This window comes from Stenotrophomonas sp. YJH_SMC_48-3, from assembly GCF_059369375.1.
This window is the reverse complement of sequence record NZ_JCAFSQ010000013.1, coordinates 28923-52794: the sequence shown is the minus strand read 5'-3', so window position 1 is coordinate 52794 and position 23872 is coordinate 28923. Positions and strand designations below refer to the sequence as shown.

Annotated in this window: 25 protein-coding genes; 17 read left to right on the top strand and 8 right to left on the bottom strand. The window is 67.6% G+C overall.

All coding sequences use genetic code 11. The annotated features are described in order from the left end of the window. Positions 1 to 128 precede the first annotated feature (128 nt). Positions 129 to 665 (bottom strand): inorganic diphosphatase, encoded by a 537-nt coding sequence (gene ppa, locus AC5P65_RS18255; RefSeq protein WP_005410935.1) that lies wholly within the window; start codon positions 663 to 665, stop codon positions 129 to 131. A gap of 185 nt (positions 666 to 850) precedes the next feature. On the opposite strand from ppa, the gene AC5P65_RS18250 reads away from it, so the two are divergent. From AC5P65_RS18250 to AC5P65_RS18235, 4 genes are all read left to right on the top strand, one after another. Then, entirely contained in the window at positions 851 to 1324 is a 474-nt protein-coding gene (locus AC5P65_RS18250; protein WP_111098776.1) for a hypothetical protein, read from the top strand. A 72-nt stretch (positions 1325 to 1396) separates the two neighbouring features. After that, positions 1397 to 1897: an RNA polymerase sigma factor gene (locus AC5P65_RS18245; protein WP_019662030.1), complete on the top strand. Its 501-nt coding sequence runs from the start codon at positions 1397 to 1399 to the stop codon at positions 1895 to 1897. Positions 1898 to 2001: 104 nt separating this feature from the next. Further along, entirely contained in the window at positions 2002 to 2937 is a 936-nt protein-coding gene (locus AC5P65_RS18240; protein ID WP_111098775.1) for a FecR family protein, read from the top strand. A gap of 290 nt (positions 2938 to 3227) precedes the next feature. After that, positions 3228 to 6146, top strand: a complete 2919-nt coding sequence (locus AC5P65_RS18235; protein WP_111098774.1) for a TonB-dependent receptor — start codon at positions 3228 to 3230, stop codon at positions 6144 to 6146. A gap of 108 nt (positions 6147 to 6254) precedes the next feature. On the opposite strand, the gene AC5P65_RS18230 is transcribed toward AC5P65_RS18235, so the two are convergent. After that, positions 6255 to 6512 (bottom strand): DUF2789 domain-containing protein, encoded by a 258-nt coding sequence (locus tag AC5P65_RS18230; RefSeq protein WP_006390068.1) that lies wholly within the window; start codon positions 6510 to 6512, stop codon positions 6255 to 6257. A gap of 106 nt (positions 6513 to 6618) precedes the next feature. Here AC5P65_RS18230 and AC5P65_RS18225 point away from each other — a divergent pair, with 106 nt between their 5' ends. The 6 genes from AC5P65_RS18225 to AC5P65_RS18200 are packed head-to-tail and all read left to right on the top strand — an operon-like array spanning position 6619 to position 9994. Next, complete coding sequence (locus tag AC5P65_RS18225; RefSeq protein WP_019662027.1) at positions 6619 to 7206, top strand: biliverdin-producing heme oxygenase; 588 nt, start codon at positions 6619 to 6621, stop codon at positions 7204 to 7206. 31 nt (positions 7207 to 7237) lie between these two features. Then, positions 7238 to 7705, top strand: a complete 468-nt coding sequence (locus AC5P65_RS18220) for a YbaN family protein (protein WP_021203620.1) — start codon at positions 7238 to 7240, stop codon at positions 7703 to 7705. Continuing rightward, positions 7692 to 8420, top strand: coding sequence for a tonB-system energizer ExbB (gene exbB / locus AC5P65_RS18215; RefSeq protein ID WP_111098782.1), 729 nt, complete (start codon positions 7692 to 7694; stop codon positions 8418 to 8420). Before AC5P65_RS18220 ends, exbB begins: the two co-directional genes overlap by 14 nt. A gap of 9 nt (positions 8421 to 8429) precedes the next feature. Beyond that, on the top strand, positions 8430 to 8855 hold the full coding sequence (gene exbD / locus AC5P65_RS18210) for a TonB system transport protein ExbD (RefSeq protein ID WP_021203622.1): 426 nt from the start codon (positions 8430 to 8432) through the stop codon (positions 8853 to 8855). Further along, positions 8852 to 9571, top strand: coding sequence for an energy transducer TonB (locus tag AC5P65_RS18205; RefSeq protein WP_111098773.1), 720 nt, complete (start codon positions 8852 to 8854; stop codon positions 9569 to 9571). The genes exbD and AC5P65_RS18205 overlap by 4 nt, the downstream gene beginning before the upstream one ends. Before the next feature lie 6 nt (positions 9572 to 9577). Continuing rightward, complete coding sequence (locus AC5P65_RS18200; RefSeq protein ID WP_241744895.1) at positions 9578 to 9994, top strand: hypothetical protein; 417 nt, start codon at positions 9578 to 9580, stop codon at positions 9992 to 9994. 43 nt (positions 9995 to 10037) lie between these two features. Here AC5P65_RS18200 and AC5P65_RS18195 read toward each other — a convergent pair whose 3' ends face one another. Next, on the bottom strand, positions 10038 to 12065 hold the full coding sequence (locus AC5P65_RS18195) for a sodium-translocating pyrophosphatase (RefSeq protein WP_111098771.1): 2028 nt from the start codon (positions 12063 to 12065) through the stop codon (positions 10038 to 10040). A gap of 360 nt (positions 12066 to 12425) precedes the next feature. On the opposite strand from AC5P65_RS18195, the gene AC5P65_RS18190 reads away from it, so the two are divergent. Further along, entirely contained in the window at positions 12426 to 12929 is a 504-nt protein-coding gene (locus AC5P65_RS18190) for a hypothetical protein (protein ID WP_111098770.1), read from the top strand. Between the two features lie 74 nt (positions 12930 to 13003). Here AC5P65_RS18190 and AC5P65_RS18185 read toward each other — a convergent pair whose 3' ends face one another. The 3 genes from AC5P65_RS18185 to AC5P65_RS18175 all read right to left on the bottom strand — a co-directional run bounded on the left by AC5P65_RS18185 (position 13004) and on the right by AC5P65_RS18175 (position 15698). Next, positions 13004 to 13396, bottom strand: a complete 393-nt coding sequence (locus AC5P65_RS18185) for a DUF488 domain-containing protein (RefSeq protein ID WP_111098769.1) — start codon at positions 13394 to 13396, stop codon at positions 13004 to 13006. A gap of 86 nt (positions 13397 to 13482) precedes the next feature. Further along, positions 13483 to 14277, bottom strand: coding sequence for a hypothetical protein (locus AC5P65_RS18180; RefSeq protein ID WP_021203626.1), 795 nt, complete (start codon positions 14275 to 14277; stop codon positions 13483 to 13485). 164 nt (positions 14278 to 14441) lie between these two features. Further along, entirely contained in the window at positions 14442 to 15698 is a 1257-nt protein-coding gene (locus tag AC5P65_RS18175; protein ID WP_111098768.1) for a 6-phosphofructokinase, read from the bottom strand. 136 nt (positions 15699 to 15834) lie between these two features. On the opposite strand from AC5P65_RS18175, the gene AC5P65_RS18170 reads away from it, so the two are divergent. The 3 genes from AC5P65_RS18170 (at position 15835) to AC5P65_RS18160 (ending at position 18665) form a co-directional block, all read left to right on the top strand. Continuing rightward, a complete protein-coding gene (locus tag AC5P65_RS18170; protein WP_019662016.1) occupies positions 15835 to 16398 on the top strand; it encodes an adenylate kinase in 564 nt (187 codons plus the stop codon). Between the two features lie 330 nt (positions 16399 to 16728). After that, positions 16729 to 18093 carry a UDP-N-acetylmuramate:L-alanyl-gamma-D-glutamyl-meso-diaminopimelate ligase gene (gene mpl, locus AC5P65_RS18165; protein WP_111098767.1) on the top strand — a complete coding sequence of 455 codons (1365 nt, stop codon included), beginning with the start codon at positions 16729 to 16731 and terminating at the stop codon, positions 18091 to 18093. Further along, complete coding sequence (locus AC5P65_RS18160) at positions 18090 to 18665, top strand: LON peptidase substrate-binding domain-containing protein (RefSeq protein WP_111098766.1); 576 nt, start codon at positions 18090 to 18092, stop codon at positions 18663 to 18665. Before mpl ends, AC5P65_RS18160 begins: the two co-directional genes overlap by 4 nt. 175 nt (positions 18666 to 18840) lie before the next feature. On the opposite strand, the gene AC5P65_RS18155 is transcribed toward AC5P65_RS18160, so the two are convergent. Then, a complete protein-coding gene (locus AC5P65_RS18155) occupies positions 18841 to 20838 on the bottom strand; it encodes a bifunctional DedA family/phosphatase PAP2 family protein (protein WP_111098765.1) in 1998 nt (665 codons plus the stop codon). Positions 20839 to 20923: 85 nt separating this feature from the next. On the opposite strand from AC5P65_RS18155, the gene AC5P65_RS18150 reads away from it, so the two are divergent. Next, complete coding sequence (locus AC5P65_RS18150) at positions 20924 to 21586, top strand: serine/threonine-protein kinase (RefSeq protein WP_111098764.1); 663 nt, start codon at positions 20924 to 20926, stop codon at positions 21584 to 21586. Between the two features lie 14 nt (positions 21587 to 21600). After that, entirely contained in the window at positions 21601 to 22089 is a 489-nt protein-coding gene (locus tag AC5P65_RS18145; protein WP_425605078.1) for a DUF2867 domain-containing protein, read from the top strand. A 109-nt stretch (positions 22090 to 22198) separates the two neighbouring features. Here AC5P65_RS18145 and AC5P65_RS18140 read toward each other — a convergent pair whose 3' ends face one another. After that, entirely contained in the window at positions 22199 to 22882 is a 684-nt protein-coding gene (locus AC5P65_RS18140; protein WP_111098762.1) for a hypothetical protein, read from the bottom strand. Between the two features lie 108 nt (positions 22883 to 22990). Between AC5P65_RS18140 and AC5P65_RS18135 the strand changes: the two genes are divergently transcribed. Beyond that, positions 22991 to 23809, top strand: a complete 819-nt coding sequence (locus AC5P65_RS18135) for an SDR family oxidoreductase (RefSeq protein ID WP_021203634.1) — start codon at positions 22991 to 22993, stop codon at positions 23807 to 23809. The last annotated feature ends 63 nt before the right edge of the window (positions 23810 to 23872 follow it).

Here is a 23872-nt window from a genome sequence, read left to right as displayed (position 1 = left end):
CGATGGATGTCGACGACGTGTGAAGTGACGCAATTTACCTAATACGGCGGCAAGAGTGATGTGCCGTCGTCATGAAACGTGACCCGCATCGCTCCGGCGGGGTGCCGCCGGAGCGATCCGGTTCAGGCTCAGGCCTTGCTGTCCAGATGGCGCTGGTGCGCCTCGATCAGGATCTGCTTGGCCTCAGCGGCGCCGCCCCAACCGTCCAGCTTGACCCACTTGCCCTTCTCCAGGTCCTTGTAGTGCTCGAAGAAGTGGCCGATGCGCTCCAGCCAGTGGCTGGACACCTGGGCGATGTCTTCCACGTGGGCGTAGCCACTGAAGATCTTCGACACCGGCACGGCCAGGATCTTCTCGTCGCTGCCCGCCTCATCGCTCATCTTCAGCACGCCAACCGGACGGCAGCGCACGACCGAACCCGGCACCAGCGGCAGCGGCAGCACCACCAGCACGTCGGCCGGATCGCCGTCGCCGCACAGGGTGCTCGGCACGTAGCCGTAGTTGCAGGGGTAGCGCATCGGGGTGGACAGGATGCGGTCGACGAAGATCGCGCCGGTTTCCTTGTCCACTTCGTACTTCACCGGCTCCGAGTCCTTCGGGATCTCGATGATGACGTTGATTTCTTCCGGCGGGTTCTTGCCGGGCGAGACGAGTTCCAGACCCATGGTCGTGCTCCAGGTGGGGGATATAGACGGATAGCCCCCCATTTTATGCCTTTGCCGGGCGCTGTGCAGGGGGAGGGGGCTGACGGCAGGGCGAGGAAGGCGCCGACCCGGCGGGCCGGGGTTGACCGATGGGTCCGGGTGGCGCGCGCGCGCAGGCTGGATGTACCTACCCGAGGAGTTCCCGCATGAAACCATCCGCCTTGTCACTCGGACTGTTCTGCACGCTGCTGATCGCGCCCGCCGCCCAGGCCTTTCCCTACGTGGACCTGATCGACTACCCGCACCAGGAAGCCAACTGGGACCGCTTCTTTGCCCTGGAAGGGCGTCTGCAGCACGGGTTCGACGCGATCTGCGGCGACACCTTCTGCGAGGGTGAGTACAGCGACATCCGGGCGCTGCGCCTGCGCTGTTCGGTGGACGCGGTGCGCGGCACGGTGCATGAGTGCCTGTGGGCATTTGCCGCCAGTGACCTGGCTGTGTCGCGGAACGACGGTACTATCGTAGCCCGGCAACCGACCTGGTTGTGCCCGCTGCCGCTGGTGCCTGGCACCCCGGTGGAGGCCTTCCATGCAGCGCTGGCGGCCCGTAATCCGCTGCATGATCCGTTGCCCGGCACGTCGGAGAGCACCTATGACGGGCTGACCGGCTGCATCCACTGATGCGAACGTGACTGATTCTCATTAACGGAGTAGCATGCGCGGCGCCTTCCGTCTGTCGTCCCGGTTCCGCGCATGTCCTCCAATGCCGCCTCCCTTACCGAACTGCTGATCCGTGAGCGGCCGGCACTGCTGCGCCGGGTGCAGCGCATCCTCGGCGGCGACAATGGCGCCGAGGATGTGATCCAGGCCGTATGGTTCAAGGCCCGTGGGGTCGACGACAGCCAGGCCATCGACAACCCGCGGGCCTATCTGTACCGGCTGGCCGCCAACCTGGCCACCGACCACGGCCGCGAATCGACCCGGCGCAACCGCCTGCTGGCCGACCACTACCTGTGGGGGCCGGACGAGGTCATCTCGACCGAGGAACAGGCCATGGCACAGGACGAGCTGCAGCGGGTGCTCGATGCGGCGGGGCACCTGCCGGAGCCGACCCGCACCATCTTCCGGCTCAACCGCCTGCAGGGCCTGACCCAGGCCGGGATCGCCCGCCGTCTCGGGGTGTCGGTGACGACCGTCGAGAACCATGTGCGCACCGCCCTGCAGCGGCTGGCGTGGGCACGCAGCGGCCGATGATCGCCCCGGCTTGGGGCTGGCCCTCGCTGGAACGTCTTGATCACTGGACCGTGGATGCGGTCTAGTTCCTCCGCCCGCGCTTGAATGCGCCTGTCCGCCAGCCGATGAGCCCGCCGAACACGCTGCCCGCCGCCAATGACGATGCCCTGGCCGAACAGGCCCGGGGCTGGATCGCGTGGCTGGCCTCGGGTGACATCGGCGAAGGGCGCATGCACGAGTTCGAGCGCTGGCTGGCACAACCGGGGCACCGACGCGCCTTCGAACACGAGCGCGCGCTGTGGCGCAGTGTCGGGCCACGCCCGCAGGTCCGGCCCGCCGAACGCCCGCGGCCGCATCGAATGCGCTGGGCAATGGCCGCTGCAGCCGCGCTGGCGATGCTGGTGGCATGGCCGGAGGCCTGGTTGCGGCTGCAGGCCGACCATCGCAGCACGCACGTCGCGCAGAACGTGCAATTGCCCGATGGCAGCCGCGCAGTGCTGGATGCGGACAGTGCGATTGCCGTGCGCTTCAATGCACATGCACGCGAGATCGAGCTGCTGCGTGGGCGTGCCTGGTTCGAGGTCAGCCCGGATGCGCAGCGACGTTTCAGCGTGCGTGCGGGCAACGGCGTGATCGAGGACATCTCGACCGCGTTCACCGTCGCGCGCGGCGATGACCAGGTTGAAACCCAGGTCGGGCAGGGCAGGGTGCGCGTGGCCAGCCCGGCCGACGGTGGCTGGACTTATCTGCAGATGGGCCAGCGTGCGGTCTATGGCGAGCACAGCGGCGTGACGCGCCTGCGGGATGTGGCTGCCGACAGCGTCGGCGCGTGGCGGCAGGGCGAGCTGCTGCTGGAGCAGGCCAGCGTCGCCGACGCCGTGCAATGGGTGGGGCGTTATCGCGCCGGCCCGACCTTCGTGCGCGGCGATCTATCGCAGCTGCCGGCGGTAAGCGCGGCGTTGCGCATCGACCGCCCGGAACAGGCGCTGGATGCGCTGGCCGCGACGGCTGGATTGCAGGTGACCCGGCTGCCGCTCGGCGTCGCCATCGTCCATCGGTAGATCCACGCCATTGCCCCGGTGCCGACCAACGGTCGGCACCCACCACTACAACCAGCCACGCAACCGTCGGCACCCACCACTACAACCAGCCACGCAACCGTCGGCACCCACCACTGCAACCTGCCGCGCAACCGTCGGCACCTGCTTCGACTGCAAATCCCCTTGGGGTTGCCACGCTTTCATCCGTCTTACTCCGCGAACGTACCCGCCGCCGCCACGTACGTCGCCGTGTCCGCCTGTGTTGCGGATGACGCCGCGCCTGCGGCACCGATTACCTGACAGGTTCCCCCATGTTCGACTCCCACCGCCCGGGCCGCGCGATGCGCCCGTCCCGCCTGTGCATTGCCCTGCTGGCCGCCGGCCTGGCCAGCGCCGCACCGTCCGTGCTGGCACAGGGCGCCACCGGCAACCACGCTGCCGTGCAGCGCTTCGACATTCCAGCGCAGCCGCTGGATGAAGCGCTGCGCAGCTATATGCGCCAGTCCGGCGTGCAGGTCGTGTATCCGGCCACCCTGGCCCAGGGCGTAACCTCGCGTGCGGTCAATGGCAGCCTGCCGGCCAACGAGGCGCTGCAGCAGCTGTTGCAGGGCAGTGGCCTGGCGGTGCGCCGCGTCAGCGCAGATGCAGTCACTCTGGAAGCGGCGACGCCGGTGCAGGCCGACAGCGGTGTGATCGTCACCGACACGCTCAGCGTGGCCGGCGACCGCGTCGACAGTGGCGCGACCAGCGACGAGGCGCGCCTGCTCGACAGCTATCGCAGTGTGGGCTCCACCACCACGCTCAGCCGCACGCAGCTGGAACGTTTCCGCGGCACCTCCAACGGCGACATCGTCAAGGGCGTGGCCGGTGTCACCGCCGGCGATCCGCGCGTTGGCAACGGCTTCGACGTCAACATCCGCGGCATCCAGGGCCAGGGCCGCGTGCCGGTGATCATCGACGGCGGCCAGTCCAGCATGGATACCTACCGTGGCTATGCCGGCCAATCGCAGCGCACCTACCTCGACCCGGACCTGATTTCCAGCCTGACCATCACCAAGGGCCCGAGCCTGCAGGCCAATGCCTCCGGTGGCATCGGCGGCGTGGTCGAGATGGAGACGCTGAAAATCGACGACGTGCTGCGCGAGGGGCGCGACTTCGGCGTACGCGTGCGTGGCGGCCTGGCCAACGCCAGCGCCAACAACCTGCCGTCCTACAGCGCCGCGCCACGTTCCGACCGCAGCGCCACCGGCAGCCAGTTCTTCAACGTCGCTGCAGCCGGTCACTGGGACCGCTTCGATCTGGTGGCCGCCTATGCTTACCGCGACAACGGCAACTATTTCTCCGGCAAGCACGGCTACGATGATTTCCCGCAGACCCGTCGCACGCTGGCGCCGCTGAACCCGCCGCACACCGAGGTCTTCAATACCTCGGCGCGCTCGAAGTCGGCGCTGCTCAAGGGCACCTGGCGCATCGACGATGCGCAGACGCTGGAAGCGGGCTACCGCCGCTACGAAGGCACCGCCGGCGAGATCATGGCGTCGCAGATCATCCGTGTGGATCGTGACCGCATTCCGCAGTGGGATCCGGGCCATGTCGACATGGACAGCTACAGCCTGCGCTACCGCTTCAATCCGGACAGCGAGCTGATCGATCTACGCGTCAATGCCGCATACACCGACACCGACAGCGTGATGTACAACAGCCTGACCGGCATCACCCCCTGGTACTTCGATCGCCGCACCGAGTGGTACGACGCGCCCAGCTTCAGCGGCGACCCCGGCTACAAGGATGCCTACCGCAATCCGCTGCGGCAGAAGCGCTTCGGACTGGATGCCAGCAACACCTCGATGTTCGATACCCGCGCCGGTGCGTTCACCCTCGACTACGGCCTGTCCTACAGTGACGAAGACATCGCACCGGGCAGCTCGGGCCCGGTCATGCACGATGACCTGGTCAACAACCGTTTCCTGCGCAATGCCGAGCGCAAGGAATACAGTGCCGTGGCCTCGCTGAAGTGGCAGCCCGATGAGCACTGGGAACTGCTGGCCGGCGGCCGCTGGAACCGCGTGGACGTGCACGACCGCAACCGCCTGGCCACGCCCGATGCCTATGAGGTGCAGGGCCAGTACCGCTACACCGAACTGCTCAATGGCAACCCGGCGCTGCCGTCGTGGCGGGCCAAGCGCATCGCGCTGCTGAACTGGTATCCGGATGCCAACGGCAACTTCACCCAGGAATCGCTGCTGGCCTCACCGTACAAGAAGGGCACGGTGGCCGACATCGGTGGCTGGAACTTCTACGACGCCGGCAAGGCGCAGGACCTGGAAGTGCCGGTCAGCTGGACGTGGTCGCAGCCGATCCGCCGCCGTGACACCGCGTTCTCGCCGACCGCCAGCGTGGCCTACCGCTTCAGCGAAGACACCATGGTCTACGTGAAGTACGCCGAAGGCACCAAGCTGCCGAGCCTGTTCGAGACCACGCTGGGCCTGTTCACCGCCGCCAAGCCAGTGGGCGAGTTGAAGCCGGAGCGCGCGCGCAGCTGGGAAATCGGCGCCAGCACCATCCGCTACGACCTGTTCGCCGCCGGCGACCGCCTGGCGCTGAAGCTGGCGTACTTCGATACCCGCATCGACGACCTGATCACCCGTGACTACCGCACGCTGTCGGCGGGCCTGATCCGAAACGTCGACCAGTTCAAGGTCTCGGGCATGGAGTTCCAGTCCAGCTATGACAGCGGCAAGGTATTTGCCGATCTGTCCGCGCACTACTACTTCAAGGCCAAGACCTGCGCGCCGGACATCGCCGCCGAGCGCCGTGCCTACGGGGCGCAACGCAGGAACGGCGAGCTGGCCAACACGCCCGACTGCGTGGACGGCGGCTTCGAGGGCTCGTACACCAATACCCAGAACCCGCCGCGCTACATGGTCAACCTGACCCTGGGCTCGCGCCTGTTCGAGGAGCGCCTGACCTTCGGCACCCGCGTGGTCCACAACGCCGGCCCGATCAGCAAGCTGGACAAGGACTGGAACGTAGGCCTGTCGGCGATCCAGCAGCTGTACCGGCCAACCACGCTGGTGGACCTGTTCGCCAGCTGGAGCTTCAACGACCAGCTCTCGGTGGAAGCCGGCGTGGACAACCTGACCGATCGTTACTACCTGGACCCGCTGGCCCTGGGCGTGATGCCGGCGCCGGGCCGCACTGCGCGGCTGGCGCTGACCTGGAAGTACTGATCGGTCGCGTATGAGCGGTGGGGTCGGACCGCCCTCGGTGGGTGCGGACCTTGGTCCGCACCGCTTCCGCCGTGCAATCGCCAGCGCCCCGCCACGCCCGGCGTCTACTTACAGCCCGGTCGCGGCCTTCACCGCATCTTCGTGCAGGGACTCGTTCAGCTCGTCCACCACGGTGGTCCATGCCGCATCGGCCTGCAGCGACTCGGACAGGAACTGGCGCTGCGCATCGTTCCAGTACGGCGCCTCGACCACTTCCACATCGGTGGCCAGCTGGTGCTCGCGGATGAAGCGGGCGATGCCCTCGGCGCTGGCGTCCAGGCCCAGCTGCAGGAACAGGTTGGTCATGCGCGGTTCGGTGGTGATCATCGTCGGTTCCTGCGGTAAGAAGGGATGCGCCATTATCGGCGCACATAGCCTTGGGGAAAGCCCCGTGGCAAACGTCTACAGCAGGACGACCCCCTTGGCATCCCCCATGAACGCACACATCGCCCCTGAAGAAAGCCGCAGCCTGCGGCTCAAGGCCGCCACCCGCGACAGCCACGGTGCCCTGGACAAGCGCATCATGGCCGGCGACATCTTCGCCGACCGCAGCAATTTCGCCCGTTTCCTGCGCGTGCAGTATCGCTTCCACCGCAGCATCGATGCGCTGTATGCCAACCCTGCGCTGGACGCACTGCTGCCGGACCTGGGCGAGCGCCGCCGCCTGACCCAGGTCGCGCGCGACCTGCAGGACCTGGAGCAGACCCTGCCGGGGGCTGACATCGCGGCGTTGCCGTCCGATCTGGAACTGCCCGCCGCGTTGGGGTGGCTGTACGTGGCTGAAGGCTCCAACCTGGGCGGCACCATTCTGTACAAGATGGCCGCCAGGCTCGGCCTGGACCGTGATTTTGGCGCCCGCCACCTGGCCGCGCATCCGGATGGCGCGGCGCGCCACTGGCGTGAGTTCACCGCTGCGCTGGACGCGGTACCGCTGAGTGTCGAGCAGGAGCAGCAGGTGATCGATGCCGCCGACGCCGCGTTCCGCAGCGTGCACGGCCACGTCGAAGTGGAATTCGCCTGATGCGCGGCGCGCGCCCACAGGTGCAGCGCTGATGCGCTGGCTCTGGTTCGCGCTGGGCTGGCTGATGGTCGGGCTCGGGGTGATCGGCGCGTTGCTGCCGGTGATGCCGACCACCATCTTCCTGATCCTGGCCGTGGGCTGCTTCGCGCGCAGCTCGCCGAAGTTCGAGCAGCGCCTGTTGGCGCATCCGCGCTACGGCCCGTCGCTGCGGTTGTGGCGCGAGCAGGGCGCGGTATCGCGCAAGGGCAAGGCGTTTGCCAGTGCCGGCATGGCGCTGGGCTTTGCCCTGTTCTGCTGGGGCGCGCATCCGTCCTGGCGCCTGCTGTTGGGCGTGGGCCTGTTCTTCGCGGTCAGCGCCGGCTACGTGCTGAGCCGACCGGCCCCCCGGCTGGAGCCCCATCCGGTCGTGGAAGTGGACGACGCCAATGATCCGCGCGCGGCCCGTAGTCGCGCAGCGACCCCTGATGCTGATGGAAGCCGAGATGATGCTGCCTGCTGACCTGGCCCCCGTGGCCGCCCCCGCATTGACCCCGTGGGGCATGTACCTGGCCGCCGACGTGGTGGTGAAGGCCGTGATGATCGCGCTGGCACTGGCGTCGCTGTCCACCTGGACCGTGCTGTTGGCCAAGGGCTGGGAGCTGACCCGCCAGGCCCGGCAGCTGCGCGCGGCGCGCGCGCTGTTGCTGCAGTCCGCACAGCTGCCGCCGCAGAGCGGAGAGGCAAGTCTGCAGCAGGGCACCGCACTCGCCATGCTGGACGCCGCCCGCACCGAACTGCGCCTGTCGCAGGATCTGGATAGTCGCGACGGCATCAAGGAACGCATCGCCTCGCGCCTGGACCGCATCGAACTGGAGACCGCGCGCGTGCAGCGGCGCGGCATCGGTGTGCTCGCCAGCATCGGCGCGGTGGCGCCCTTCGTCGGCCTGTTCGGCACGGTGTGGGGCATCATGAACAGTTTCATCGGCATCGCACACAGCAACACCACCCACCTGGCGGTGGTTGCGCCCGGCATCGCCGAGGCCTTGCTGGCGACCGCACTCGGCCTGGTCGCGGCGATTCCCGCGGTACTGGTCTACAACCATTTCAGCCGCGTGTTGGCCGGCCTGCGGGGCCTGCTCGGCGATCTGTCGGCGGCCGTGCAGCAGCTGGTTTCGCGCGATCTTGATCGTGCCGTGCCGCGTGCCGCAGCGGCACCGCTGCGCGCGGTGCACTGAGGCGCGACGATGGCGATCAGGACCGGGTCCGACCGCGACGACGCACCGGAAGAAGCACACGAGATCAACGTCACGCCCTTCATCGACGTAATGCTGGTGCTGCTGATCATCTTCATGGTAGCCGCACCGCTGGCCACCGTATCAGTGCCAGTGCAGCTGCCGGCCAGCAGCGCCAGTGCCACGCCGCCCGAACAGGCGCCGGTGTATGTGACCGTGCAGGCCGATCTGTCGCTGCGCGTGGGCGAGCAGGCGGTGGCGCGTGACGGGCTGGCCGCTGCATTGCAGGCGGCCACCCACGGCGACACCGCGCAGCGCATCTTCCTGCGTGCCGATACCCGCGTGCCCTACGGCGAACTCATGGCCACGCTGGATGCGCTGCGTGCGGCCGGCTACCTGAAGGTGGCGCTGGTCGGTGTTGAGCAGGGTGCGCGATGAGTGGACTGCGGCGCTGGGCGACCAGCCTGGCAATCGTGCTGCTGGTGCACGCGCTGCTGATCGGCGTGGCCTGCTGGCGGGCGATGCGTTCACCGGTGGTGGCTGCGGTAGCGTCGCCCGCGGCGTTGATGCTGGAGTTGGCGCCGATGGCGCGGGCGCCATCCGTGCCCCCGCGTGAAGTGGCGACGGGCCCCCTGCAGCAGCAACAGCAGCGGCAGGCGCCGAAGCCGGTGCTGCGTGAGCAACCGAAGGCGCCGATGCAGCCGCAGGGTGATTTGCCACCGCTGCGTACGCCGGAGCCGACGCCCGCGCCGGAAACCGCCGAGACTAATGTCGCGCAGACCAGCGCACCGCCGCAGGTGGCAGCCGATGTGGCCGCACGCTACACCGCACCGCAGACCACCGCCGGCGAGCGCAGTCGCGCCGAGGCGACCTGGGAAGGACGCCTGCTCGCGCACCTGCAGAAGCACCGGCGCTATCCACGCCAGGCCGAGCGGCTGCGCCAGCAGGGCGTGGTCTACGTGCGCTTTGCCGTGGCCCGCGACGGTGTGGTTTCGGCGGTGGTGCTGGGCCGCAGCAGCGGCTTCGCGTTGCTCGACCAGGAGACGCTGGACACCGTGCAGCGGGCCAGCCCGGTCCCCGCGCCGCCGGCCGAGGTAGCCGGCGACCCGGTGGACGTGATGGTGCCGGTGTCCTTCTTCCTGCGCGGGCGGTGATTGACGATGGGGTCGGATCCCTTTCCGCAGGACAGGGCTCTGACCCGAGCCGGAATTCAAGGCAGCGCGCAGGCGTTATGCTCGCGCACGACCGTCAATGGACGCGCGGAGGTTGGCATGACGACACGGACGTTACGGGTGCTGGCCTGGTGCAGCGTGTTGCTGGCTGCATGCCTGGCCGTGCTTTCGCTGGCACCGTTCACGCCGGCGATCATCTTCGCCTGGCCCTTGCTGGTGTTCGCCGCCTTCTGCATCTGGCGTGGCGCGTGGCTGCCCGGCGCACTGTGTGCGTGGCTGGCTTCGCTCGCTTTCATCGGCAGCCCGCTCAGCCTCTTCGATGGCTGGGACCGGCCGATCTATGCCTGCTGGATGATCGTCGTGGTGCTGCTTGTCATCCGATGGATGAGGCGGTCGCGGCCGTAGCGTCGAGCCTGCTCGACGCTACGGGTTCATGCATGGCGTGGATCTACAACAGAGGCACCAGCAGCAGCGCCACGATGTTGATGATCTTGATCAGCGGATTGATCGCCGGGCCAGCGGTGTCCTTGTACGGGTCACCGACGGTGTCGCCGGTCACGGCCGCCTTGTGTGCCTCGCTGCCCTTGCCGCCGAAGTGGCCGTCCTCGATGTACTTCTTGGCGTTGTCCCAGGCGCCGCCGCCGGTGGTCATCGAGATGGCCACGAACAGGCCGGTTACGATCGTGCCGATGAGTAGACCGCCGAGTGCGCGCGGCCCCAGCAGCAGGCCGACCACCACCGGCACCACCACCGGCAGCAGCGAGGGCACGATCATTTCGCGGATCGCCGAGCGGGTCAGCATGTCCACCGCCTTGTCGTACTGCGGCTTGCCGGTGCCCTGCATGATGCCGGGGATCTCGCGGAACTGGCGCCGCACCTCTTCCACCACTGCCCCCGCCGCACGACCGACCGCTTCCATCGCCATCGCACCGAACAGGTAGGGAATCAGGCCGCCGATCAGCAGGCCGATGATCACCGTGTGGTCGCTGAGGTCGAAGCGGAATTCCTGGCCGGGGTTGGCGGCCTGCAGGTTGTGGGTGTAGTCGGCGAACAGCACCAGTGCGGCCAGTGCAGCCGAGCCGATCGCATAGCCCTTGGTCACTGCCTTGGTGGTATTGCCCACCGCATCCAGCGGATCGGTGATGTCGCGGATCTCCGAGGGCAGCTCGGCCATTTCGGCGATGCCGCCGGCGTTGTCGGTGATCGGTCCGTAGGCATCGAGCGCGACGATCATGCCAGCCATCGACAGCATCGCGGTGGCGGCGATGGCGATGCCATACAGGCCACCCAGCGCGAACGCACCCCAGATCGCAGCACACACCGCCACCACCGGCAGTGCAGTGGACTTCATCGAGATGCCGAGGCCGGCGATGATGTTGGTGCCGTGCCCGGTGGTCGAGGCCTGCGCCACGTGTTGCACCGGCTTGTACTGAGTGCCGGTGTAGTACTCGGTGATCCACACGATCAGCCCGGTCAGGATCAGGCCGATCAACGCGCAGCCGTACAGTGGCATCGGTCCATGTACGTTGTCACTCATCAGCCCGGTGGTGATCGGGTAGAACGCGATCGCGGCCAGCACGCCGGAGACGATCACGCCCTTGTACAGCGCGCCCATGATCGAGCCGCCAGGCTTCACCTTGACGAACAGCGCACCGATGATCGAGGCGATGATCGACACACCGCCCAGCACCAGCGGATACAGCACGGCATTGGCGCCCGCCTCGGCCAGCATCAGGCTGCCCAGCAGCATCGTTGCGATGACGGTGACCGCATAGGTCTCGAACAGGTCGGCGGCCATGCCGGCGCAGTCGCCGACGTTGTCACCGACGTTGTCGGCGATCACCGCCGGGTTGCGCGGGTCATCCTCGGGAATGCCGGCTTCCACCTTGCCGACCAGATCGGCGCCGACGTCGGCGCCCTTGGTGAAGATGCCGCCGCCCAGACGCGCGAAGATCGAGATCAGCGACGAACCGAACGCCAGACCGACCAGCGCGTGCAGCGCCTGTTCCATCGGCAGGCCCATCCGCAGCAGCAGTGCGTAATAGCCGGCCACACCCAGCAGGCCCAGGCCGACCACCAGCATGCCGGTGATCGCACCGCCGCGGAAGGCGACGTCCATCGCCGCACTGATGCCATGGCGCGCCGCCTCCGCGGTGCGCACGTTGGCGCGCACCGACACGTTCATGCCGATGTAGCCGGCGGCGCCGGACAGCACCGCGCCGACCGCGAATCCAATCGCGGTATACCAGCTGAGGAACACCCCGACCAGCACGAACAGCACCACGCCGGCGATGCCGATGGTCAGGTACTGGCGGTTGAGGTAGGCACGCGCACCTTCCTGGATCGCGGTGGCGATCGCGACCATGCGCTCATTGCCGGTGGGTTGGCGCAGGATCCAGCGCGCCGAGACGATTCCGAACAGGATCGCGAGAATGGCGCAGCCCAGCGCCAATGAAAGCCCGTGACGTTCCAGCATTAGACCCCTCCGCAGAATGGATGTAGGCATCCAGTGGCGATGAACGGCACCACGAGGGGGACGACGGGCTGCAGCCTGGAACCAACCCGTACCGACCTTGGCGGTCGTCCGACGTATGGCGGTGTTCAGCATTCCCTGGTGCCCGCAGTATGCGTGCCGCCACTTGTAGAGTCGAGCCATGCTCGACTGGCCTCTACGAGCCGCACCTCGTGATCCTGTGGGCGCCCTCAAGACGGAACGCATCGCCATGCGCGCGGGCCCTGCCGCCGGGCCATGGGCACGATTCGAGAGCCATCAGGCCTTTGCGCCCCGTTAAGCCAGTCTCTGCAAGCCTGCGCACAGTCCCGTAGGAGATCCCACATGCGCCTGTCCCTGTTGATGCTTGCCGCCCTGGTCCCGTCCGTGCCGGCATTCGCCGCGGAAACCCCGGAACTGCAGCGTGCCGTGGGCGTGCCCCAGGCGGTGGGTGCGGTGCATACATTGCGCCAGATCCCCGAGGCCTGCGCGCGGCTGGAAGGTGTGTTCACCGGCGACGCCGCCGCGCCCTACCGCTTCTCCGCCGTGCGTACCAGCGAACAGTGCCAGCCACGCGCGCGCTTCGTCGATTACACCAAGGCGCAGCCAAGTGCGGACAAGGGCTGGAAACTCAACGATGTGATCCGCGTGCCGAGCGCGGCGTGCCCGGCCCAACAGGCAGTGGTGCGGGTGTGGCGCCTGCCGTCGAGCAACAAGGTCGAGCTGGACGGCCAGGGCCAGTCGCGCATCTATCTGGAAGAGGCGAAGAAGCAGGCGGCTGCCGGCCAGATTCCGCAGGTGACGATGTTTGCCGCGCAGCTGCAGATGGAAGGCAAGGCCTGTAACTGATACAGGTGGGTGCCGACCGTTGGTCGGCACCGATGCCGCATCCACGCATGGCGTGGATCCACTGCGGCGCGCCATCATTCTCCGGCCAGCGTCGCCCCGCGCGCCACCAGCAGCTCGCGAAGCGCCTTGCGGTGGCAGTGCGCCTCATCCTCGCAGTAGCACCCCACGCTGAGGTCGCTGTGCTGCGACATCGCAGCCAGCAGGTCCAGCGCGTGGGCCGCATCCGGGGACTTCATCTCAGCCTTGTAGTGGCGGAAGAACGCGTTCCAGTCGGCGGCCGTTTTCGCCTCGTGCGCCTGCTTCACCAGTGCCGCGCTGGGTGACAGGGTCGGGAACCAGACGTCGTACCAGTCCTGCCGGGCGAACTCGCTGCGCGGCACGCCGCGCGGCGGGCGCCGCACGGTACCGATACGCAGCCCCTCGCCGGGTTGGCGTGGCGTTCCCAGTCGAACAACACGCAAGGCCATGATGATCTCCAGGCGGGGCGTCCATCATCCTGCGATGCTCGTGCGCCAGGCGTGAACCGCTGTGGAAAGGAAAATGCCTGCAGCAATCAGTTGCCGCGGCAGTCCTTCAGCCACAACACACGTCCCACCTGGTCATAGCTGTCGACCACGCCGGTCAGCGTCACTTTCTCGCGCGGGCGCAGGGCCAGCGCATACGCGGCCTGGTTGGCTGCGAACGAGCAGGAAATGGCCACGCGCTCAAAGTCGATGCTGCCATCGCTGGGCAGGTCGAAGCTGGTGTTGTAGGTGCCGCCACTGCGCAGCACGGTGGTGATGCGACCGGTGATTGCGTAGGTCTTGCCCTTGTAGCGCGGCTCGATCGCGGCCGGGTTGTCCTTGTTCTGGTTGCGCAGCTGGAAGCCAAAGCGGTCGGCGGCGATCGTTACCACCGACGCCTGCGGAGTGGCCTTGGCCGCCTGTTCGCCAGCCTTGCCCGGCTTGACCTGATTGAGCAGCTTGCACATTTCTTCGCGCACGCCGTCGGCCGAGGCAATGGCGCCCTTGTTGACCTTCACCACCATGCCGACGGTACCCTGGCCGCCTTCGGAAGTGGCGCTGATGATCATCGGGATCGGCTTGTGGGCCATGGATTCCGGCTCTTCGATCAGCATCGAGCCGCCTTCCACGTCCTCGCTGAGGACATCCATGTTGGCGTTCTTGGCGATCACCCGCATCTGGCCGATGGCACTGGCCACGGTCAGGTCCGGATGGGTGACCGATGAAGTGAAGGTCGTGCCGACGAAGGGGTTGCCCTTCTTCTGGAAGTTGCTTTCGCAGGTCGCAGCGAAGGCGGGTGCGGCGGCACCGCACAGCAGCGCGGCGATCAGGATCGGGTGCTTCATGGTTACAGTCCTTGTGAAATGGCAGCACAGGCCCGGGCCACGTGGCCGGGCAGCGTCGAATCTGGCTTGCGGCGGCCCCTTTGCCCCGGGCCGGAGCCCGATTGTGGGGCGCTTCGGTGGTCTCCGCAATGCGCCCTGTGCTCCGCACAGGGCGCAGGTGCACCTCAGCCTTCGAAGGCCGGCAGCTTCTGCTTCACCGCCACGTTCTTCAGGGTGACGTACTTCGGCAGGCCATCGGTGCCATACGGAAGCGGCGCTTCGCCCTTGATCAGCGGCGACAGGTAGGCGCGCGCCTTGGCGGTGATGCCGAAGCCGTCGCGGCGGATGAAGCCGGCGGGCATCTTCTTTTCATGGTTGGCAATCTTCGACAGCGGCGCCGCTTCGATCTTCCAGCGGTAGGGCGCGTCGCCGCTGCGCACGATCACCGGCATCACGCCGTTCTGGCCCTTGAGCGCCAGCTGCACCGCAGCCCTGCCGACCGCCTGCGCCTGCTCCCAGTCGGTCCTGCTGGCCAGGTGGCGGGCCGAGCGCTGCAGGTAATCGGGCAGGGCCCAATGCACCTTCATGCCCAGCTGGTCCTTGACCCGGCCGGCCAGGTGCGCGGCCACGCCGCCCAGCTGCGCGTGCCCGAATGAATCCTTGCCGCCGCCGGCGTCGGCAACGAAGCGGCCATCGGCGGTGGCGATGCCTTCCGACGCCACCACCACGCAGTAGCCGACGCGCTCGACCACGGCCTTGACCTTGGCCAGGAACGCCGCCTCGTCATAGGCGCGTTCGGGCAGCAGGATGATGTGCGGCGCCTCGTCATCGCCGTTGCCGGCCAAGCCGGCGGCCGCGGCCAGCCAGCCGGCGTGGCGGCCCATGGCCTCGTAGATGAAAACGCGGGTGGAGGTCTCGGCCATCGCCGCCACGTCCAGCGCCGCTTCGCGCACCGAGACGGCGGTGTACTTGGCCGCCGAGCCGAAACCGGGGCAGGTGTCGGTCACTGCCAGGTCGTTGTCGATGGTCTTGGGCACGCCGATGCAGGTCAGGTCGTAGCCGGAGGCCTTGGCCAGCTGCGAAACCTTCAGCGCGGTGTCGGCCGAGTCGTTGCCACCGTTGTAGAGGAACCAGCGCACGTCATGCGCGCGCAGCACCTCCAGCAGCCGGTCGTAGCGGGCGCGGTCGGCGTCCAGCGATTTCAGCTTCACCCGGCACGAGCCGAAGGCGCCACCCGGGGTATGGGCCAGGGCGCGGATCGCGGCGGCGCTCTCCTTGCTGGTGTCGATCAGCTCCTCGCGCAGCGCGCCGAGGATGCCGTTGCGGGCGGCCAGGACCTTGATGCCCTTGGCCCGCGCCTGCTCGATCACCGCCGCCGCCGTGGCGTTGATGACCGCGGTGACACCGCCGGACTGGGCGTAGAGGAGAGTATCGTTGCGCATGCGTCTACCTGCTCGGGGGAAAGGACATTGCAGGGACATTACCCGGATGCGGTAAAGTGGCGCTATTGCGGTGCAGCGATACCGGCCCGTCCGGGACGCGAACCTTCTTTGTTTTCAACACGTTGGAGTCAGGTCAATGCGATTGGTTCTGTTGGGACCGCCCGGTTCGGGCAAGGGGACACAGGCGACGCGCCTGAAGGAAAAGCTGGGGATCGCCCACATTTCGACCGGTGACATGCTGCGCGCGGAAATCGCCGCCGGCACGGAGCTGGGCAAGCAGGCCAAGACGGTGATGGATGCCGGCAACCTTGTGTCGGACGACATCCTGCTGGGCATGCTGGAGTCGCGCCTGACCCAGGCCGATGTCGCCAAGGGCTTCATCCTCGATGGCTACCCGCGCAATGTGGCCCAGGCCAATGCGATGGACGGCCTGCTGGCCAAGATCGGCCAGCCGCTGGACGCGGTGGTGCAGCTGGACGTGCCCACCGAACTGCTGGTGGACCGCATCGCCGGCCGCGCCAAGGAGCAGGGCCGCGCCGATGACAACCCGGAAGCGGTGCGCCAGCGCCTGCAGGTCTACAACGAGCAGACCGCCCCGGTGGTGGACTTCTACGCTGGCCGTGGCACCCTGGCCCGGGTTGACGGCGTCGGTGAGCTGGACGAGATCGAAGCCCGCATCCTGGCGGCGATCAACGCCTGACCCGGCGGGGCCGGCGTGCTGCCGGCCGCACGGGCGCAGAAAAAACACAGGCCTGGTCCGTGAGGATCAGGCCTGTGTCGTTTGATAGGCGCCAGCAGAGGGCTTGCTCAGGGCCCCGCAGCATGAGCTCCCTTGGGGATGGCCTCTTGGGGAGTAGGACCGGTTCGGGTACTGCGGCTGGCAGTTCGAATTGTGTCCGGGTTCACAGAACATCGCTATCGGGATTTCCCTGACAGATGATTGGAGTTTCCTCACATCCTGTGTAGGACTTGTCTTACCCCGGATCGGACATTGGCCCTATACAGCCGTCATCGGTCACAATCCTCGGTCATGAGCAGCGTACATATCCTTGCAATCGCCGGCACCTTCATGGGCGGCGTGGCCGCCCTGGCGCGGGAACTGGGCCATACGGTCGGTGGCAGCGACCAGGCCATCTATCCGCCGATGTCGACCCAGCTCGAGCAGCTGGGTATCACCCTGGACCAGGGCTACCGCGCCGACAGCGTGCCACCGGGCACCGACGAGGTGGTGATCGGCAACGCACTCTCGCGCGGCAATGCCGCCGTTGAGGCCGTGCTCGACGCCGGCCAGCGCTACATTTCCGGTGCGCAGTGGCTGTCCGAGCAGGTGCTGCCGGGCCGCGACACGCTGGCCGTGGCCGGCACCCACGGCAAGACCACCACTACCACCATCCTCACCTGGCTGCTGGAAAGTGCCGGTCGTTCTCCCGGTTTCCTGATCGGCGGCGTGGCCGAGGATTTCGGGGTCTCCGCCCGCCTGGGCCAGGGCCGTGAGTTCGTGGTCGAGGCCGACGAGTACGACACCGCCTTCTTCGACAAGCGCAGCAAGTTCGTGCACTACCGGCCGCTGGTGGCCATCCTCAACAACCTTGAATACGACCACGCCGACATCTTCCCGGACGTGGCCGCGATCCAGCGCCAGTTCCATCACCTGGTGCGCACGGTGCCGGCGCGTGGCCGACTGATCGTCAATGGCGAGGATCAGCATCTGGCCGAAGTGCTGGCGATGGGCTGCTGGACCCCGGTTGAGCGTTTCGGATTCGATCCGTCGCTGGAATGGCATGCCGAGCTGCTGGCTGCCGATGGCAGCGCGTTCCGCGTGCATCACCGCGGGCAGGCACTGGGCGATGTGCAGTGGTCGTTGCTGGGCCGCCACAACGTGCTCAACGGCCTGGCGGCGCTGGCAGCCGCACATGCGGTGGGTGTTGCGCCGGCCGAGGTGATCCCGGCGCTGGCGCGCTTCCGCAGCGTCAAGCGCCGCATGGAAGTGATCGGCAGCCATGAGGGCATCACCGTCTACGACGATTTCGCCCACCACCCGACTGCAATCGCCACCACGCTGGAAGGGCTGCGCGCCAAGGTGGGCGATGCGCGCATCGTGGTCGCGATGGAGCCGCGCAGCAATTCGATGCGGCTGGGCGCACACGCGCAGGCGCTGGCACCCTCGCTGGCGCTGGCCGATGAAGTGGTGTTCCTGCATCGCCCGGAACTGGCCTGGGATGCCGCTGCGGTGATCGCCGCAGTGCGCGGCCAAGCGCACGCGGTGCCCGATACCGACGCGCTGCTGGCGCAATTGCAGGCCAGCGCGCGCAGGGGTGACCACGTGGTGTTCATGTCCAACGGTGGCTTCGACGGCGCACCGCGCCGCTTCCTTGCCGCGCTGCAGGCCCGATGAGCGTCGACGGTTCACTGCCGCTGTTTCCGCTGCACACCACGCTGGTACCAGGTGCAGCGGTGGGCCTGCGCGTGTTCGAACGGCGCTACCTGGATCTGGTGCGCGACAGCGGCCGTGGTGAGGGCTTTGGTGTCTGCCTGATCCTGGACGGCCAGGAAGTGGGAGCCCCGGCAACGCCGGCCGCGTATGGCGTGCAGGTACGCATCGAAGACTTCGATGTCGGCGCCGACGGCGTGCTGCAGTTGCGTCTGCGCGGCACTCGCCGCTTCCATGTCGAGCGCACCCGTGTGCGCGACAACGGGCTGGTGGTGGCCGACGTGCGCTGGTGCGATGAAGACCCAGACGACGAACTGCGGCCGCAGCATGCGCTGCTGGCCACGGTGCTGGGGCACATCATCGAACAGGCCGGCGAGGCCTATGCACCGGCCAACCCGGCGCTGCTGGACCAGGCCAGCTGGGTCGGCTGGCGGCTGGCCGAGCTGCTGCCGCTGAGCGAGCAGCAGCGGTTGCAGCTGCTGCAGTTGGACGACCCGCACCAGCGTTTGCAGCAGTTGCTGGGCTGGATGCCGTAACAGCCTGCCCCGGGTGGTGTGCGCCCTGGTGCACACGCTGGGGTATGCGGGGAATGCCATCCACGCATGGCGTGGATCTACTGTAGAGCCGAGCCTATGCTCGGCTTGATGGATCCCGCGAAGGCAGCCGAGCATGGGCTCGGCTCTACAGTGGGTGGCTGCGTGCCGGTGCCGGTCAGGGCGTGGTGGTCTTCAACCGCAGCACCGGCAACCCGGTTTCGCTGTGCACATCCTCGCGCTGCGGCAGGTCCTGCACGGCGTCCTTCACCGCGTTCAATGCCGGGTCGACGCCGCGCAGTGGATGCCACATGCCGATCCATTCGAAATGGCGCTGGTAGCGCAGGGTCTGCGCACTGCCCAGCCACAGTGGCGTATTGCCCGGCTGCAACTGTGCAGGGGCTGGCCACAGGCGCAGTACGTAGCGCTCATCGCGATGTGCACCCTGGCGCACCATCAACAGCGCTTCCACGCGGGTGTCCAGCGTCGCCGGCAGCACCGGCAGGTCATCGGCGCCGGTGTTCTTGTCCAGCATCAGCAGCGCCTGCTGCCAGCCGGCCTGCTCCTGTCGCTTCCAGCCGCGCGCTTCCAGTTGCGCCTGCAGCGGTGCCAACGGACCGGCCACCTGCACGTCCAGCGGCCAGCGCTGGTCGTCGTCGAACTCGTTGCGGCGCGCCGGCAGCGTGGCCCAGTCGTGCTGCCACCAGGCCTGCGTGTCCATTGCCTGCGGGGCCGGCAGGGTCGGCTCGAAGCGTTCCAGCTTCACCGGGATGTTGCGCGGTGCGTACCACATCGCGGCGACGGCGAAGACGCCATAGAACAGCCAGGCCACCGGTTTCACCCAGAACGAGCGGTTGAAGCGGCGGCGGTAGGCGATGCCCAGCACCAGCAGCCAGAACGTGCCGAACAGCATGCCGCCGATCACGTCGCTCAGCCAATGCGCACCCAGGTACAGGCGCGAGAAGCCGATCAGGCTGACCACGATGCCCGACACCAGGTACGGCCAGACGCGGGTACGGCCGGGCATCTCGCGGGCGATCAGCACCGCGAAGAAGCCGAAGGTGATGGTGGCCATCGTCACCGACACCGACGGGAAGCCGAAGCCGCTGCTGGCGTCGACCGGGCGCACCACATCGACGGTAGCGCCGAGCAGCATGGTCAGCGCCAGGCCGAACGCCAGCGCGGCCAGCCAGTGGGCGGCCGCCATCCAGCGCCGGCGCCAGATCAGGTAGCCCATCGCTGCAGCGGTGGCCGGCAGTAGTACCTGCCAGGCGCCCAGCGACGCCAGCGCGGCCATCGGGTAATCGGCCAGCGGGTTGCGCAGCGCCAGCATGGCCTGGTGCACCAGCAGGTCGATCGCCAGCGGCTCGCCGTGCGCGACCACCACGGTCAACAATGCGAACCAGCCCCAGCCCAGTACCAGCAGCATCAACGCCAGCATCGCCAGCGGCACCGATTCACGGCGCTTGGGATCAAGCACGCCGACGGTATAGCGGCCCAGCGTGGGGTGGCGGTTGGACCAGTCCAACAGGCGTGCCAACCAGTTGTCCATGCGCGCGGCCGACCAGCGGTAGCCGTACAGCACGATGGCCCAGACCAGGCCGAGGATCACCGCCAGCAGGCCGACCACCACCACCAGCCGACCGGCCACCGCTGCCACCGCGTCATAGGCCTCGCCAAGAATCCAGCCGGGGGCCAGGAACAGCACCGCCCATGAAATGCTGGCGATACCACTGGCCTGTACATAGCGGCTGGCTGGCATCTTCATCATGCCCGCGATGGCGGGCACGAATGGCCGGATCGCGCCGACGTAGCGTGCCACCAGGATGCTCTTGAAGGCATTGCGGCGGAACAGGTTTTCGCCGCGGTCGAGCAGCTGCGGGTAACGGCTGAACGGCCACACGCCGCGCAGGCGGTCGCCCCAGCGGCGGCCGATCCAGTAACTGATGCCATCGCCGGCAAACGCACCCAATGCCGCAGCCGCCACCGCGTACGGCCCGGAGATCTGGCCCAGGCCGATGAACACGCCCACCGCGAACAGCAGTGGCAGCGCCGGCACGATGGCGCCAAGAATGATGACCGCATCGCAGAAGGCGATGAGGAAGATAACGGCGCCCGCCAGCACGGGGTGAGCGGCAATCCACGCGAGCGTGGCGTCGATCCATGAAGAGTCCATTGCCCGATTATAGGGGCGTGAAGGTGACTGGTTCCCAGCCGCTTGGTGACCGTTTGCAACCAGTGCCATCGCCTAGAATGGGCCCATGCCGCATACGCCCGACGCTCAACCGCATGCTTTGAAGGCCGACAGCTTCGGCCGGATCCTCCTTGTGAAAGGGCCCGATGGTCCCTTTGTGCGCCGTGATCTTGGCGCCACGCCGCTGTGGTTGCGGCTGCCTGCATGGTGGCTGGCCGGCCGCGAGGCCCGCGCGCTGCAGCACATTCACGGCATGGCCGATGTGCCGCAGCTGCTGGCCTGGAATGGCCATCACCTGGATCGCAGCTTCATGGCCGGCGACGCCATGTACCAGCGCCCACCGCGCGGCGACCTGGCCTGGTTCCGCGCCGCGCGCCGGCTGCTGCAGCAGCTGCATCGCAACGGCGTGGCCCACAACGATCTGGCCAAGGAGGCCAACTGGCTGGTCACTGAAGATGGACGGCCGGCGCTGATCGACTTCCAGCTGGCGGTGATCGGCAACCCGCGCTCGCGCTGGATGCGGCTGCTGGCGCGCGAGGACCTGCGCCACCTGCTCAAGCACAAGCGCATGTACTGCCGTGAATCGCTTACGCCGGTGGAGAAGCGGTTGCTCAAGCGCACCTCGTGGGTGCGCGAACTGTGGTTTGCTACCGGCAAGCCGGTCTACCGCTTCGTCACCCGCCGCATCCTGCATTGGGAAGACAACGAAGGGCAGGGGCCAAAGCCGTGAAGGCTTCGCGGATAGTGACCGGCCCGCCGAGCGCGGGCAATGTGTTGCGTGCGCAGTTGCCTGGTGCCGACTTCGTGCACGCCTGTCAGGCCACCACCCGTCGCGATGGGCGCTCGGCCCTGCAGGCCTACCGCGACATGGCCGCGACCATTCCCGGCTGGTTCGATGGGCTGATGGCGCTGCGCAACCACGGCATGCGCCTGCTGGGCATGAAGCATCTGGGTTCGTTGCGTGCGGTGCAGGTTGTCGAAGATCCTCAACCGGGCCAGCGGCTGGGCATCTTCACCCTGCAGTCGATGGATGACGATGCCATCGTGCTGGAAGACAACGACCGCCATCTTCGCGTACAGCTGGCGCTGCAGTGGCAGGGCGACGTGCTGGAAGTGGCGACCGTGGTGCATACGCATAACGCCTTCGGGCGCACGTACATGCTGCCGGTTGCGCCGGTGCACCGGTTGATCGTGCCGCATCTGTTGAAAAAGCAGGTGCAGTTGTACCGGTAGATCCGCGCCTTGCGTGGATGCGCCGGGCAGAACCGTATTGTAGAGCCGAGCCATGCTCGGCTGCATTCAATGAGCCGAGCAGGGCTCGGCTCTACAGAGGCCGGTGGCCTTACGGCGTCGCCGGCACGACCTGCTGGCCGATGAAGTTGCGCTTGGCGTCGAAGTCGTAGGCGATCTGCAACTGCCCGACATCCGGGCAGGCGTGGCAGTCGCGCAGCGGTGTGCGGTACAGCAGGCGGATGCCACCATTCTCCAACGGCGAGGCGCCGGCCGACTGCGCCGGTGCGAACGGCGTGGCTTGCGGGTTGGCCTTCAGCAGTTCCTGCACAGTGGGGTCGGCACGCAAGGTGTTGTCCAACTGCACGGCATCCACATCGATGCGCTTGCCGCTGGCATCGACCAGGCGGGTACCTTCATTGGTGTTGGCGCGGAACGGATACTCGACCGTGGCAATGCCCAGTCCTTCGTTCTCGTGCCACGCGGTCACATAGGCCAACTCACCGCCGGTGGACAACTGCTCGGCGGCGGTGATGGCCTCGGCACTGGCGCCACCGGCGCGCATCGCGTCGCGAAGGCAATCCCGGGTGGCCGCGTTCTCGCCTTGGCGGCAGGCGTTCAGATCGCCATCCCAGACCACGGCCTCGCTCCAGCGCATCTTGCCGTCGGCGGCGGCCTTCTCCGCGCTGGGCGCGTCGCCGGCGGGTGGCTCCTTGCCGGGTTCCGGCGAACGGCCCTGGCAGGCAGTCAGCAGGGCAAGCCCCAAGGCAGGCAGCAACAGGCGGGAACGGCGCATGGCGTGTACCTCGTGCGTTGTCTGGAGGCCCGAGTATCGTCAAGGGCGGGTGAACTCCGCGTCGGCGCGGCATACTAGCGGCTCATTGCATACGCTGGAGTGCGGAACGTGGGCAGTCTGCAGGGCAAAACGCTTTTCATCACCGGTGCCTCGCGTGGCATCGGCCTGGCCATCGCACTGCGCGCCGCGCGCGACGGGGCCAACGTGGCGATCGCGGCCAAGTCGTCGGTGCCGAATCCGAAGCTGCCGGGCACCATCCACACCGCCGCCGAAGCGGTGACGGCTGCAGGCGGGCAGGGCCTGGCGCTGAAGTGCGACATCCGGGAGGAAGAGCAGGTGCAGGCGGCGGTGGCGGCCACGGTCGACACCTTCGGTGGCATCGACATCCTGATCAACAACGCCAGCGCGATCTGGTTGCGCGGCACGCTGGATACGCCGATGAAGCGTTTCGACCTGATGCAGCAGGTCAATTCGCGCGGCAGCTTCCTGTGCGCGCAGGCCTGCCTGCCGTACCTGCTGCAGGCGCCGAACCCGCACATCCTGACCCTGGCGCCGCCGCCGAGCCTGGAGCCGAAGTGGTGGGGCGCACATACCGGCTACACGCTGGCGAAGATGGGCATGAGCTTCGTCACCCTGGGCCTGGCTGCGGAATTCGGCCCGCAGGGCGTGGCGGTGAATGCGCTGTGGCCGCGCACCGTCATCGCCACCGATGCGATCAACATGATTCCGGGCGTGGATGCGGCTGGCTGCCGCACGCCGCAGATCATGGCCGATGCTGCGCACGCGGTGCTGGTGCGCGAGGCGGCGGGTTTCCACGGCCAGTTCCTGATCGACGATGACGTGCTGGCGCAGGCGGGTATCACCGATCTGTCCAGCTATGCGGTGGATCCATCGCGTCCGTTGTTGCCGGATCTGTTCCTGGACTGATCGCGCGTCGCCGGCAGAGGCCGAGGGCTGCGACCTTCGGCCCGCTGCGCTAGAATGCGCGGC